This is a genomic window from Curtobacterium sp. Leaf154, from assembly GCF_001424595.1.
In the GTDB taxonomy this organism is placed as follows: domain Bacteria; phylum Actinomycetota; class Actinomycetes; order Actinomycetales; family Microbacteriaceae; genus Curtobacterium; species Curtobacterium poinsettiae.
On the sequence record NZ_LMOS01000006.1, the window covers coordinates 1 to 14,483 of the forward strand.

The 14,483-nt window shown below is 71.0% G+C and carries 11 protein-coding genes; all 11 read right to left on the reverse strand.

Features of this window, described 5'->3' with window-relative positions:
• Positions 1-497: 497 nt before the first annotated feature.
• Entirely contained in the window at positions 498-1,811 is a 1,314-nt protein-coding gene (gene tyrS, locus ASF75_RS11785; RefSeq protein WP_042540028.1) for a tyrosine--tRNA ligase, read from the reverse strand.
• A 63-nt stretch (positions 1,812-1,874) separates the two neighbouring features.
• Positions 1,875-2,573 (reverse strand): DNA-3-methyladenine glycosylase, encoded by a 699-nt coding sequence (locus tag ASF75_RS11790; protein WP_056071677.1) that lies wholly within the window; start codon positions 2,571-2,573, stop codon positions 1,875-1,877.
• A complete protein-coding gene (argH, locus tag ASF75_RS11795) occupies positions 2,570-4,006 on the reverse strand; it encodes an argininosuccinate lyase (RefSeq protein WP_017887965.1) in 1,437 nt (478 codons plus the stop codon). The genes ASF75_RS11790 and argH overlap by 4 nt, the downstream gene beginning before the upstream one ends.
• An 82-nt stretch (positions 4,007-4,088) precedes the next feature.
• Positions 4,089-5,285 (reverse strand): argininosuccinate synthase, encoded by a 1,197-nt coding sequence (locus ASF75_RS11800; protein WP_056071680.1) that lies wholly within the window; start codon positions 5,283-5,285, stop codon positions 4,089-4,091.
• Between the two features lie 18 nt (positions 5,286-5,303).
• Positions 5,304-6,227, reverse strand: a complete 924-nt coding sequence (gene argF / locus ASF75_RS11805; protein ID WP_017887967.1) for an ornithine carbamoyltransferase — start codon at positions 6,225-6,227, stop codon at positions 5,304-5,306.
• Positions 6,224-7,447, reverse strand: a complete 1,224-nt coding sequence (locus ASF75_RS11810) for an acetylornithine transaminase (RefSeq protein ID WP_017887968.1) — start codon at positions 7,445-7,447, stop codon at positions 6,224-6,226. Before ASF75_RS11810 ends, argF begins: the two co-directional genes overlap by 4 nt.
• On the reverse strand, positions 7,444-8,496 hold the full coding sequence (gene argB, locus ASF75_RS11815; RefSeq protein WP_056071684.1) for an acetylglutamate kinase: 1,053 nt from the start codon (positions 8,494-8,496) through the stop codon (positions 7,444-7,446). Before argB ends, ASF75_RS11810 begins: the two co-directional genes overlap by 4 nt.
• Positions 8,496-9,695, reverse strand: a complete 1,200-nt coding sequence (argJ, locus tag ASF75_RS11820; protein WP_056071687.1) for a bifunctional glutamate N-acetyltransferase/amino-acid acetyltransferase ArgJ — start codon at positions 9,693-9,695, stop codon at positions 8,496-8,498. Before argJ ends, argB begins: the two co-directional genes overlap by 1 nt.
• Positions 9,692-10,789, reverse strand: coding sequence for an N-acetyl-gamma-glutamyl-phosphate reductase (locus ASF75_RS11825; protein WP_056071690.1), 1,098 nt, complete (start codon positions 10,787-10,789; stop codon positions 9,692-9,694). Before ASF75_RS11825 ends, argJ begins: the two co-directional genes overlap by 4 nt.
• 77 nt (positions 10,790-10,866) lie before the next feature.
• A complete protein-coding gene (gene pheT, locus ASF75_RS11830) occupies positions 10,867-13,359 on the reverse strand; it encodes a phenylalanine--tRNA ligase subunit beta (RefSeq protein ID WP_056071693.1) in 2,493 nt (830 codons plus the stop codon).
• The gene (gene pheS, locus ASF75_RS11835) at positions 13,359-14,399 is read right to left on the reverse strand and encodes a phenylalanine--tRNA ligase subunit alpha (protein ID WP_056071696.1); all 1,041 of its coding nucleotides are present in this window, start codon (positions 14,397-14,399) and stop codon (positions 13,359-13,361) included. Before pheS ends, pheT begins: the two co-directional genes overlap by 1 nt.
• Between the last annotated feature and the right edge of the window lie 84 nt (positions 14,400-14,483).

The following is a 14,483-nucleotide window of genomic DNA, read 5'->3' on the forward strand; positions in this document are numbered from 1 at the left end:
AATTGCTTCATGACCCAGTCAGCAAGCCGACCAGGCACGAGGTCAATCAATAAATTGGCATTGACAATGTGCACGCTGTTGAGTTCTCAAGGACCAGACGCACTTGCTCTTCGGCTCGAGTTCGAGCTTCAGCCACAAGGCTTGTGTTCTTGGCTTGCCACCGTTTGTTCGTCGGACCCGGAGGTCCAGTGGCTCATCCCGAGGGGAGAGAACCGGTGGGCTTGTCATCCTAGGCGTCGAAGCGATCCGGCGCAAGGCCCGATCTGAACTTCAGTGGAGGATGGTCCCGCTTGAGGGCCGACGTGCTCTGGGCTTTCGCTCCAGCCGCTCCGCCGCACCTTTGGGGTGACGAGTAATAACTATACGCAGCCCTGAGCGGGTGCGCCAAGCCAGCTCCCATCCCGGGCGTGTCGCGTTGTGCAACACACGTCGCCCGGACGCAGTGATGCCCGGTTCCGCAGGGGAACCGGGCATCACGAGAGGTCGAGCGATCGGGGTCAGCCGAGCGTCACACCGGCGAGGGTCTTCTTGCCACGACGGAGCACGAGGACTCCCCCGGGCAGGGCGAGGTCGGACAACGGGGCGGCCGCGTCCTCGGCTCGGACGTTGTTCACGTAGACACCGCCCTGGTCGATCGCGCGTCGGGCCTCGCCGAGGGACTTCACGAGTTCCGTCTCCACGAGTGCCCGTGCGACGTCCGCCCCGGGGTCGAGCGTGACCGACCCCGGCAGCGCGGCGATCGCCGACCGCAGGGTCTCGGGGTCGAGCGCACCGAGGTCGCCGTTGCCGAACAGTGCGGCCGCGGCGTCGATCGCCGCCTGGGTCGCCATCACGCCGTGCACGATCGAGGTGACCTCGAACGCCAGGGTCCGCTGGGCTTCCCGTCGGAAGGGCTCGTCGGCGACGGCCTGCTCGAGTCGTTCGATCTCGGCGCGCGTCAGGAACGTGAACTGCCGCAACCGGGCGATCACGTCCGCGTCCGTCGTGTTGAGCCAGAACTGGTACATCGCGTACGGCGAGGTCATCTCGGCGTCGAGCCAGATCGCGTTGCCCTCGCTCTTGCCGAACTTCGTGCCGTCGGAGTTCGTGATGAGCGGGGTGCCGAGGGCGTGCACCGTGGCGCCTTCGGCGCGACGGACGAGTTCGGTGCCGGAGGTCAGGTTGCCCCACTGGTCCGAACCGCCGGTCTGCAGCGTGCACCCGTACTGGCGCCAGAGTTCGCGGTAGTCGAGTCCCTGCAGGATCTGGTAGCTGAACTCGGTGTAGCTGATCCCCGCATCGGAGTTCAGCCGCGCGGCGACGGCGTCCTTCTTGAGCATCGAGTTGACGCGGAAGTACTTGCCGACGTCGCGCAGGAAGTCGATCGCGGACATCGGGGCGGTCCAGTCGAGGTTGTTCACCAGTCGGACGCCGTTGTCGCCGTCCGGGCTGAGGAACCGCGACACCTGGGTCTGCAGTCGGGAGACCCACTCGGCCACGGTCTCCGGGGTGTTCAGCGTGCGCTCGGCCGTCGGACGCGGATCGCCGATGAGACCGGTCGACCCGCCCACCAACGCGAGCGGCTTGTGCCCGGCGAGCTGCAGCCGGCGCATGGTCAGGAGCTGCAGGAGGTTGCCGCAGTGCAGCGACGGGGCCGTCGGGTCGAAGCCGCAGTAGTACGTGATCGGCTCACCGTCGAGGGCCTCTTGCAGCGCGGCCTCGTCGGTCGAGACCTGCACCAGACCGCGCCACTGCAGTTCGTCCCACACCGAGTCGAAGGCGGGGTCGTTCTGCTGGCGCGTCAGGACGTCTTGAGCGGTATCACTGGACACCCCGCCATCGTAGCGGCGACGGACGACCGGCAGGCGCGGCAGCCGGGAGGCCCGTGGCCGGGTTCACGGGTCGAGGGCCCCCTTGTGCCGTCGGTACGTCGAGACCGTGGGGTCGCCCGTCAGCCAGAAGCGCCAGGGGTACTGCACCCCGCCGGCGATGCCGCCGACGCCGGTGCGCGGACCGCGGGAGATCCGTGGGACGGCAGCGCCGGCCCGCGGGCCGGGCAGGGTCTCGGACAGGAGCTCGTCGATCACCCGGGCCGGTCCGGCGGAGGCGAGCCGGGCCTCCAGGCCGGGTGCCAGGGTGAGCACGAACGGGCCGGAACCGTCGAGGAGCGACGTGCCGTCGTCCTGCCCGAGGACCGCGCCGAGCGCTCCCCCGAGGTTGCCGGGCCCGCGTGCCAGCGCGACGTCCGCGACCGTCGGACCGCGACGCGCTCGCGCGAGGTCCAGCCCCTCGACGACCTGCGCACCGCGGAGCAGGGAGCCCGACGAGGTGCCGGCCGGCCCACTCACGACGTTGACGCAGGTGTGGATGCCGTACGAGCGGTAGGCGTACAGCGTGCCGGGCGGACCGAAGAGGTGGCGGTTGCGCTCCGTCATCCCCCGATGGCCGTGCGATCCGGGGTCGGTGGTGCCGGAGTAGGCCTCGACCTCGGTGATGCGGAGCGTCACGCCGCGGCCGGCGATCGTCGCACCGAGCAGGGCCGGCGCGATGATCGGGGCGGGCTCGGCGAGCAGCGCGGCGATCCCCGGGGTCATCGCGAGAAGGGTGCGCCCTCGGCCAGGTCGCGGACGCGGCGGGTGACGGACGCGAGCTGCTCGGCGACCCGGTCGGGTGCGGTGCCCCCGACGCCGGAGCGCGATGCGACGCTGCCCTCGATGGTCAAAACGGAACGGACGTCGGGCGTGAGGTGCTCGGACACCGACCGGTACTCGTCGTCGGTCGGCTCGTCGAGCTCGATGCCGCGCTCCTCGCAGTACCGGACGAGCGCGCCGGAGACCTCGTGCGCGTCCCGGAACGGGACGCCCTGACGGACCAGCCACTCGGCGACGTCCGTCGCGAGCGAGAAGCCCTGCGGCGCGAGCTCGGCCATCCGGTCGGTGTCGAAGGTCAGGGTCGCGATCATGCCGGTGAACGCGGGCAGCAGGACCTCGAGCGTGGCGACGGAGTCGAAGACCGGCTCCTTGTCCTCCTGCAGGTCGCGGTTGTACGCCAGTGGCAGTCCCTTGAGGGTCGCGAGGAGCCCGGTCAGGTTGCCGATCAGGCGCCCCGACTTGCCCCGGGCGAGCTCGGCGATGTCCGGGTTCTTCTTCTGCGGCATGATGCTCGACCCGGTCGAGAACGCGTCGTGGAGCCGGACGAAGCCGAACTCCTTGGTGTTCCAGAGGATGACCTCTTCCGACAGACGCGAGACGTCGATGCCGATCTGCGCGAGGACGAACGCGAACTCGGCGACGACGTCACGGGCTGCCGTGGCGTCGATCGAGTTGTCCGCCGGACGGTCGAAGCCGAGCTCCGCGGCGATCGCGGCGGGATCGAGGCCGAGGGAACTGCCCGCCAGCGCACCCGCACCGTACGGGCTGACGCTCGCGCGGCCGGCCCAGTCGCGCAGGCGCTCGAGGTCGCGGACGAGCGGCCAGGCGTGCGCGAGCAGGTGGTGGGCCAGGAGCACGGGCTGGGCGTGCTGCAGGTGCGTGCGCCCCGGCATGATCGCGGCCGGGTGCTCGGTGGCCTGCTGGGTGATCGCGTCGACGAGGTCGATCACGAGCCGCCCGATGCGCCGTCCGTGGTCGAGCATGTGCATCCGGCCGAGGGTGGCGATCTGGTCGTTGCGGCTGCGACCCGCGCGGAGCTTGCCGCCGAGCTCGGGACCGAGATCGGCGATGAGCAGGCGTTCGAGGGCGCCGTGGACGTCCTCGTCGGAGTCGTCGGGCTGCAGCGTGCCGTCGGCGTGCGCCGCTTCGAGCCGGTCGAGGCCGGCGAGCATGCGCTCCAGCTCGTCGGCGGTCAGGTAGCCCGCGGTGTGCAGCGCTCGGGCGTGGGCACGGGACCCCGCGATGTCGTAGGGCGCGAGCTGCCAGTCGAAGTGCGTCGACTTGGAGAGCGCAGCGAGGGCCGCACTCGGGCCGTCGGCGAAGCGGCCGCCCCAGAGGGCACCGGTGTTGGTGGCGTCGGTCTTCTCGTCGGTCATGTCGTCCTGCGTCGTTTCGTCGGTGCTCGGGCGCGCCGGGGGCGGGGCCGCGGGCTGGTGGTCGGTCCGGTGCGGCTGTCGGTCAGTTCGCCGCATCGCGGCGGGCGGAGATCTTGCTGGGCAGTGACCAGAGTTCGATGAACCCCCTGGACACGGACTGGTCGAACGCATCGCCGGATTCGTACGTCGCCAGGTCGAAGTCGTAGAGGCTCTGCTCGGACCGACGACCCGTCACCGTGGCGCGTCCGCCCTGCAGCCGCAACCGGACGTCGCCGGAGACGTGCTGCTGGGTGTGCTCGACGAAGGCGTCGAGGCTGCGCTTGAGTCCGCCGAACCACAGGCCGTCGTAGACCAGGTCGGCCCACTCGGCCTCGACACCGCGCTTGAAGCGCGCGACGTCTCGCTCGAGCGTCAGGCTCTCGAGTTCCTCGTGCGCGGCGATGAGGGCGACCGCGGCCGGTGCCTCGTAGACCCCACGCGACTTGATCCCGACCACGCGGTCCTCGACGACGTCGATGCGTCCGACCCCGTGCTTGCCGGCGACGGCGTTGAGCTCCTGCACCATCCGGAGCACGCTGAACCGCTGCCCGTCGAGGGCGACCGGCACCCCGCGGTCGAAGGTGATCGTGACCTCGTCGGCCGGCTGCGGGAGGGCCGGGTCCTGCGTGGTCGCGTAGAGGTCCTCGGTCGGGCCGTTCCACGGGTCCTCGAGGAGACCCGTCTCGACGGCACGACCCCACACGTTCTGGTCGACCGACCACGGCTGCCGCTCGGGCTGCTGGACCGGCAGCCCGTGCTCCTGCGCGTACTGGAGGGCACGGTCGCGGGTGAGGGCGAGGTCCCGCACCGGGGCGATGGTCCGGAGGTCCGGCGCGATCGCCGCGACGGCGGCCTCGAAGCGCACCTGGTCGTTGCCCTTGCCCGTGCAGCCGTGCGCGACGCTGTCCGCACCGAGCTGCTTCGCCGTCAGGGCGAGGTGCTTCGCGATGAGCGGTCGACTCAGGGCCGAGACGAGCGGGTACCGCTTCTGGTACAGCGCGTTGGCTCGGAGCGCCGGCACGATGTACTCGTCCGCGAACTCGTCCTTGGCGTCGACCACGAGCGCCTCGACCGCGCCGCAGTCGAGTGCGCGCTGCCGGATCGCCTCGAGGTCGTCGCCGCCCTGGCCGACGTCGACCACGAGTGCCACCACGTCCTTGCCGGTGCCGTCGCGCAACCGGCCGATCCCGACGGAGGTGTCGAGACCGCCCGAGTACGCGAGGACGACGCGGTCAGCCACTGGTGATCACCCGGTCGGTCAGTCGTTGGCGAGCAGCCAGGCCAGCAGCGCCTTCTGGGCGTGCAGACGGTTCTCCGCCTCGTCCCAGATGATGCTGCGCGGACCGTCGATGACGTCGGCGGTCACCTCGAACCCACGGTCTGCCGGCAGGCAGTGCATGAAGACGGCGTCGGCGGCGGCGTGCGCCAAGAGCGCGTCGTCGACGCGGTACCCCGCGAAGGTGTCGAGGCGCGACTGCTTCTCGGACTCCTTGCCCATCGAGACCCAGGTGTCGGTGACGACGACGTCGGCACCGGCCACGGCGGCCACCGGATCGGTCACGACGAGGACGGAGCCACCCGTCACGGCAGCGCGGTCCTCGGCGTCGGAGACGACCTGCGCCGACGGGGAGAACTCGGCCGGAGCGGCGACGCGGACGTGCATGCCCGCGGTCGCACCGGCGAGCAGGTACGACTGCGCCATGTTGCTCGCGCCGTCACCGATGAACGCCACGGTCTGCCCGGCCAGTGTGCCGCGGTGCTCACGGATGGTGAGCAGGTCGGCGAGGAGCTGGCAGGGGTGGAAGTCGTCGGACAGCGCGTTGACGACGGGGACCGTCGTGCCGGCGGCCATCTCCTCGAGCCCGGCCTGGCCGTAGGTGCGCCAGACGATCGCCGACACCATGCGCTCGAGCACGCGAGCGGTGTCCGACGGGGTCTCCTTGCCGCCGAGCTGGCTGTTCGCCGTCGAGATGATCAGCGGGCTGCCGCCGAGGTCCGAGATGCCGACGTGGAACGACACCCGGGTGCGGGTCGACGACTTGTCGAAGATCACCGCGACGCTCTGCGGACCGGCGAGCGGCTTCTCCGCCCAGCGGTCGGCCTTCATGCGGTCGGCGATGTCGAGGATCGCGGACTGCTCGGACTGGCTCAGGTCGTCGTCGCGGAGGAAGTGGCGGGTCATGCGGTGGGCTCCTGCGCTGCGGCGACGGCCGCGAGGCTCTGGGCGAGGATCGACAGGAACTCGTCGACCTCGGCGTCGGACACGATGAGCGGCGGCGCGATGCGCAGGCTCGACTCGTTGGGGGCGTTGATGATGAGGCCGCGTTCGAGGGCGGCTGCGTTGACGAGCGGGCCGACCGGGCCGGCGAGACCGACGCCGATGAGCAGGCCGGTGCCGCGGACCTCTTCGACCAGCGGGGAGCCGATGGCACGGATACCGTCACGGATGCGCTCACCCTTGACCACCGCGCTGGCGACGAGGTCGGCGCGCTCGATCTCCTCGAGCACGGCGTTCGCCACACGGGTGCCGAGCGGGTTGCCACCGAAGGTCGAACCGTGCTGCCCGGCCGAGAACAGGTCGGACGCCCAGCCGAAGGTCACGAGGGCGCCGATCGGGAAGCCGCCCGCGATGCCCTTCGCGATCGTGATGGCGTCGGGCGTCACCCCGTGCCCCTGGAACGCGAACCAGTTGCCGGTCCGGCCGACACCCGTCTGGATCTCGTCGAGGATCAGCAGCGCACCGTGCTCCTCGGTCAGCCGGCGGGCGGCCAGCAGGAACCCCTCGGGGAGGTCGACCACGCCGGCCTCGCCCTTGATGGGCTCGAGGATCAGAGCGGCCACGGTGTCGTCGATCGACGCTTCGAGCGCGTCGATCGAGGTGTCGATGTGCTCGACGCCCGGGATCATCGGCAGGAAGTCCTGCTGCAGTGCGGGCTTGCCGGTGAGCGCGAGGGCGCCCATCGTCCGCCCGTGGAAGCCCTGCTTGAGCGCGAGGATCCGCGTCTTCGTGCCGTCGGCGCCCCTGTTGAGGCGGGCGAGCTTGAACGCGGCCTCGTTCGCCTCGGCGCCGGAGTTGCCGAAGTAGACACGGCCCGCTTCGCCCGCGCCGGTGATGCGCTTGAGGCGCTCGGCGAGTTCGAGCTGGGGCGGGGTGGCGAAGTAGTTCGACACGTGCACGAGCTTCGCCGCCTGGTCGGCGATCGCCGCGACGAACGCGGGGTGCGCGTGGCCGAGCGAGTTCACAGCGATCCCCGCGAGGAAGTCGAGGTACTCGTTGCCCTCCACGTCCCACACACGGCAGCCCTGTCCGCGCTCGAGCATGATCTTCGGAGGGGTCAGGGATCGCATGAGCGACGCCCCGAACCGGTCGTTCCAGGTCTCGGTCTGCGTCTCGGTGCTCACTGCTGGTGTCCCTTCTCGTCCGTACCCGCCGCGTGCTGGCCGGTACTGCTGTCGATCGACGGCGACGCCACGCGTCGGCCGATCTCGGCGTGGGTCATCTGGTTCTCGGTTCGTCGGCTCGGGTCCGGGATCACCTCGGTGCCCGCACCCCGCAGGGTGAAGACCTCGAGCAGGATCGAGTGCGGGATCCGGCCGTCGATGATGGTCGCGCCGCCGACCCCGCCGACCACGGCGTCGAGGCACGCGGTCATCTTCGGGATCATCCCCGACTCGAGGCTCGGCAGGAGTTCGCGGAGTTCCTCGACCGCGATGAGGTCGACGATCGAGTCACGGTCCGGCCAGTTGCGGTAGAGCCCCGGGACGTCGGTGAGCATCATGAGCTTCGACGCCCGGAGTGCGATGGCCAGGGCACCGGCCGCAGCGTCCGCGTTCACGTTGAGCGCCTGGTCGGGGTGCGCGTCGTCGATCGCGATGCTCGAGACCACCGGGATCCGGCCGGCCTCGATGGCGGCGAGCACACCGGACGGGTCGACGTGGGTGATGTCCCCGACGTGGCCGAGGTCGTACTCGTGCCCGTCGACGACGACGCCCTTCTTCTCGCCGGTGAACAGCGAGCCGCCGTCGCCGAACACGCCGACGGCCAGGCCCTCGCCGTGTTCGTTCATCAAGTCGACGATCTCGCGGTTCACCTCGCCGGCCAGGACGTCACGGACGACCGTGATCGCCTCGGTCGTCGTGACGCGGTAGCCGCCGCGGAACTCGGACTCGATGCCCTGTTCCTTGAGGGCGGCGGAGATCTGCGGACCCCCACCGTGCACGACGACGGGGTGCAGGCCGGCGTAGCGCAGGTAGACCATGTCCTCGGCGAAGGCGCGCTTCAGGTCCTCGTTCACCATGGCGTTGCCGCCGAACTTGACCACGACGACCTTGCCCGAGAAGCGCTTGAGCCAGGGCAGCGACTCGATGAGCGTCGCGGCCTTGACCGCGGCGAACTCGTGCTCTTCTTCCTTCGTGAGGGGCGTGCCGGCCCCGTTCGTGTCGGCCGCCATCAGCTGGAGTACGCGCTGTTCTCGTGCACGTAGTCGTGCGTGAGGTCGTTGGTCAGGATCGTGGCCGAGTGCGTGCCGACACCGAGGTCGATGCGCACGTGGGTGTCACGCGGGGTCAGGTCGACGGAGTCGCTCGGCTCGTCGGGTGCGCCCGCGTGGCAGACCCGGACACCGTTCATGCTGACGTCCACCGCGTACGGGTCGAACTCGGCGTCGGTGGTGCCGATCGCTGCGAGCACCCGTCCCCAGTTCGGGTCGTTGCCGAAGACGGCCGCCTTGAACAGGTTGTTCCGGGCGACGCTCCGACCGACGGTCACGGCGTCGTCCTCGGTCACGGCGTGCACGACCTCGATCGTGATGTCGTGGCTCGCGCCCTCGGCGTCCTGCTGCAGCTGCCGGGCCAGGTCGGCACAGACCGCGGTCAGGGCTTCCTGGAAGTCACCGACCTCGGGCGTCACGCCGCTCGCACCCGACGACAGCAGGACGACGGTGTCGTTGGTGGACATGCAGCCGTCGGAGTCGACCCGGTCGAACGTGATGCGGGTGGCCGCCCGGAGCGCCTGGTCGAGCTGGTCCGGCGTCTGCACGGCGTCGGTCGTGATGACGACGAGCATCGTCGCGAGCCCGGGTGCGAGCATGCCGGCACCCTTGGCCATGCCGCCGACGGTCCAGCCGTCCTCGGTCACGACGGACTGCTTGGCCTTCGTGTCGGTCGTCATGATGGCGGTCGCGGCGTCCGGACCGCCGTCGTCGCTGAGTGCCGCGCTCGCCAGGTCGACGCCACGGAGCACGTTGTCGCGGAAGGACTGGTCGCCGACGCCGATGAGCCCGGTGGAGCAGATGACGACGTCGCCGGCCCCGATCCCGAGGGCGTCGCCCACGGCCTCGGCCGTCAGGTGCGTGGTCTGGAAGCCGAACGGGCCGGTGAAGCAGTTCGCGCCGCCGGAGTTCAGGACGACGGCCCGGGCGACGCCGTCCCCGACGACCTGGCGGGACCAGATCACCGGGTGCGCCTGGGCGCGGTTGCTGGTGAACACGGCGGCCACGGCCGCGTCGGGGCCGTCGTTGACGACGAGTGCCACGTCCGGCTTGCCGCTGGTCTTCAGGCCTGCAGTCACGCCGGCGGCGCGGAAACCCGCTGCCGCGGTGACGCCCTGGAGGCCCGGCTCGGTCTGGGTGGTCGTGCCTGCGTCGGTCACGGTGCGACTCCGTCCACGCTGAGGCCCGTGGACTCGGGGAGACCGAGGGCGATGTTCGCCGACTGGACGGCGGCGCCCGCCGTGCCCTTGGCGAGGTTGTCGAGGGCGGTCACCGCGACGACGCGGCCGGCGGCCTCGTCGACGGCGATGCCGACGAGCGCGGTGTTCGCGCCGATCGTGTCGGCCACCCGGGGGAACTCGCCCTCGGGCAGCAGGTGCACGAAGGGTTCGTCGGCGTACGCCTGCTCCCACGCGAGCCGGACGTCACGCGCGCTGACGCCGGGCGAGAGCTTCGCGGTCGTGGTCGCCAGGATCCCCCGCGACATCGGCACCAGGACCGGCGTGAACGAGATCGTCACGTCGGAGGCGCCCGCGACCTGCAGGTTCTGCTGGATCTCGGGGACGTGCCGGTGCGTCCCCCCGACGGCGTAGGCACTGGCGGACCCCATGATCTCGGAGGCCAGGTAGGTGGTGCTGAGCTTCTTGCCGGCACCACTCGGCCCGACGCTGAGCACCGCGACGAGGTCGTCGGACTCGACGAGGCCAGCCTGGATGCCCGGCTGGATGCCGAGCGTCACCGCGGTGACGTTGCAGCCGGGGACCGCGATGCGCTTCGTGCCGACCAGGGCGGAACGCTGCTTGCCCTGGGAGGCGATGTCGTCGACCTCGCGCCACTCGTCGGCCGAACCCGGTGTGGGAGCCGCGAGCAGGAGTTCGGGCAGACCGTACGTCCACGCGCCGAAGTAGTCGCCGCCGTAGAACCGCTCCCACGCAGCCGGGTCCGTCAGACGGTGGTCCGCGCCGCAGTCGATGACGAGCGCGTCGTCGCCGAGCTCCGCGGTGATCGCACCCGACTGTCCGTGCGGCAGCGCCAGGAAGACCACGTCGTGCCCGCGCAGCGTCTCGGCCGTCGTCTCCGCCAGGGTCAGGTGCGACAGCGAACGGAGGTGCGGCTGGGTCGCGATCAGGGGCTGTCCGGCGTTCGAGAACGCGGTCACCGTCCTGACCTCGAACTCGGGGTGGGCGGAGAGCACACGCAGGAGCTCACCACCCGCGTAGCCGGAGGCTCCCGCCACGGCGACGGATACGGACATGGGATTCCACCTTTGGTCGGACTGGTCGTCGAGAGAGTCGGAGGCGGCGACCCCGGGCGGTGCTGATCCCGTGTGGGTCAGTCGCGCAGGGTCGCCCCGAATCGCTCGCCGGCACGTCGGACAGCGCCGTCACGGGCCTCGGTGGCCTCGGCAGCGGTCAGCGTGCGGTCCGTGGCACGGAAGCGCAGGGCGAACGTCAGGGACTTCTGTCCCTCGTCCACGCCGGAGCCCCGGTAGTCATCCACGAGCCGAGCATACTCCAACAGGTCTCCGGCGCCAGAGCGCACCGCGTCCAGCACCTCGCCGGCCGGTACCCCGGCGTCGACCACCAGGGAGAGGTCCTGCGTGGCTGCCGGGTAGGAGACGATCGGCGCGACCGCGACGAGTTCCGGGGCTGCGGCGACGAGCGCGTCGAGGTCGAGCTCGACGACCGCCACCACGCGGGGCAGGACGGCGGCCTCGGCCAGTCCGGGCAGGAGTTCCCCGGCGACGCCGACGACCGTGCCGTCGACGAGCAGGGACGCGGCGCGACCCGGGTGCAGCGACGGGTGGGTGGCCTGCGCGACGGTCAGTTCCACACCGACGGCCCACGCGACCTGGCGGGCGGTGTCGATGGCGTCGGCGATGCCGAACGGTTCCGCGGTGGCGCCGGGCTGCTTGACGACCCGGTGGCCGGTGAGCAGTGCGGCGACGTGGAAGGGCTGGGCCGGCAGCGAGGCGTCCAGTGCTTCGAGCGTCGCACGGTCGGGCCGGACGGCGCCCGCCGGGACCTCGTCGGTGCCGAGCGTCACGCCCGTCACCGGCAGGAACACCCGGGACGTCTCGTACAGGGCGACGTCGACGAGCCCGCGCGAGACGTTGCGGCGGGCGGCGTCGACCAGGGCCGGGACGCCGCTGCGGCGCAGCAGGTTCTGCTCGCTGTCCAGGGCGTTGGCGAGCACGACGCTCGGTCCGCCCTGCGGGTCGATCCCCGGGTAGTCGTCCTGCGTGGCGGCCGAGACGAACGGGGCCGTGACGACCTCCGTCAGGCCCGCCGCGGCCAGCGCCGAGGCCACCCGACGACGTGCCTGCTGGTGCCGGGTCAGCCCCCGGCCGGGCGGGGCGACGGGCAGGACGCTCGGGATGCGGTCGTAGCCGACGATGCGCGCGACCTCTTCGACCAGCGTGGTGTCGTCGGTCAGGTCAGGGCGCCAGGTGGGCGGGGTGACCGCGAGCTGCTCGCCGTCGGACTCGACCGTGGCGCCGATCGCACGGAGCGTCTCGATGACCTCGGCGTCGGTGTAGTCGACGCCGACGAGCTCGGCCGGGCGGGAGACCCGCATCGTGACGGTCGGCCGCGGGTCGCTGTCGACGAGCGTGGACCCGAGGGGGTCGGCGGTGCCGCCGGCGAGGTCGACGAGGAGCTCGACGGCGCGGTTCGCCGCGGCCTCGGCCACCAGCGGGTCGACCCCGCGCTCGAAGCGACGGGATGCCTCACTGGGCAGCTTGTGCCGACGAGCGGTGCGGGCGATCGAGACCTGGTCGAACCCGGCGGCCTCGATCAGGATGTCCGTCGTGCTCGCCGAGATCTCGGTGCGGGCCCCGCCCATGACGCCGGCGAGCCCGACGGGACCGTCGTCGTCGGTGATCACGAGGTCTTCGGGGTCGAGCTTCCGGACGGTGCCGTCGAGGGTCTCGAGCGTCTCACCGGCGTTCGCCCGGCGGACGCCGAGGCCCCCCGCGATCGTCTGCAGGTCGTAGCCGTGCAGCGGCTGGCCGAGCTCGAACATGACGTAGTTCGTGATGTCGACGGGCAGGGAGATCGAACGCACCCCGGCCAGCGACAGACGCGACACCATCCAGGATGGTGTCTTCGCTGCCGGGTCGATCCCGCGCACGACGCGCGTGACGAACGTGGAGGCGCCGACCCGACCCCGGACCGGAGCCTGGTCGTCGATCGTGACCCGGAAGCCCTCGGCCGCACGCGGCGCGATGCGCTCGACGGGGTCGTGGAAGCTGGCTCCGGTGGCGTGCGCGTACTCACGAGCGACCCCGCGCATGCTCAGCACGTACCCACGGTCGGGCGTGACGTTGATCTCGACCGCGGCGTCGTCGAGGCCGAGGAGCGCGATCGCGTCGGCACCGACGGCGGGTTCCATGCCGAGGTCGGCGAAGCGCAGGATGCCGTCGTGCTCGTCGCCGAGCCCGAGCTCGCGCGCCGAGGCGATCATGCCGTCGGACACGTGTCCGTAGGTCTTCCGGGCGGCGATCGGGAACGGCCCGGGCAGGATCGCACCGGGCAGCGTGACGACGACGAGGTCGCCGACGTCGAAGTTGTGCGCGCCGCAGACGATGCCGCGGGGCTCGGCTTCGCCGACGTCCACCTGGCACCAGTTGATGGTCTTGCCGTTCTTCTGCGGCTCGGGGACGCGCTCGAGGACCCGACCGACCACGATGGGAGCGGTCAGGTCGAAGGTGTGGACGTCTTCTTCCTCGAAGCCGACCGACACGAGCGCCGCGTGGACGTGCTCGAGGGTGACGTCGTCGGGGAGGTCGACGGACTCACCGAGCCAACGGAGTGGGACGCGCATCAGACCACCGTTCCGAACTGCTGCGAGAAGCGGATGTCGCCCTCGAGGAAGTCACGCATGTCGTTCAGGCCGTTGCGGAACTGCAGCGTCCGCTCGATGCCCATGCCGAACGCGAAGCCCTGGTACTCGTCCGGGTCGATCCCGGCGGCACGCAGGACGTTGGGGTTGACCATGCCGCAGCCACCCCACTCGACCCACCGTGCGCCACCCTTGGCGTTCGGCTGCCAGACGTCCATCTCGGCACTGGGCTCGGTGAACGGGAAGTAGTTCGGGCGGAGGCGGATCTGCGCCTCGGCGCCGAACATCTGCCGGGCGAAGTGCTCGAGCGTGCCGCGCAGGTGCGCCATCGTCAGACCCCTGTCGATCGCGATGCCCTCGACCTGGGTGAAGACCGGCAGGTGCGTGGCGTCGAGCTCGTCGGCACGGTAGACGCGTCCGGGCGCGATGACGTACAGCGGGAGGTCACGCGACAGCAGCGACCGCACCTGCACCGGTGAGGTGTGGGTGCGCATGACCAGGTGCCGGTCGACGGGCTCGACGAAGATCGTGTCCGCCATGGCCCGGGCGGGGTGGTCCTGGTCGAAGTTCAGCGCGTCGAAGTTGAACCACTCGTGCTCGAGCTCCGGGCCTTCTGCGACTTCCCACCCCATGCCGACGAAGATGTCGGCGACGGCTTCGTTCAGCAGCGAGAGCGGGTGGCGGGAGCCGGTGGCGCGGTGGGTCGGCAACGCGGTGACGTCGACGCGTTCGGCTTCGAGCCGTGCGCGTTCCTCGGCCACCGCGAGGACGGATTCCTGCTCGGCGATGGCCGCGTTCACCCGCCCACGGGCCTGCCCGACGAGCTTGCCCGCCGCGGCCTTCTGTTCCGGCGGCACACTGCGCATCGATGCGTTCATCCGCGCCAACGGTGACTGCTCACCGGTGTGCTCGGCCCTGGCCTGCTTCAGTTCGGCGACCGTCGTCGTGGCACGGACGGCGGCCAGGGCCGCGTCCACCGCGTCGGCGACGGCCGATTCGCTGATCTCGAGAGGTTCTGACACGAGACCCAAGCCTACCGGCCGTCGGGATACCACCCACCTGCACCGAGCGGACGGTGGATGGCCGACGCCGACGACCGGTCTGTG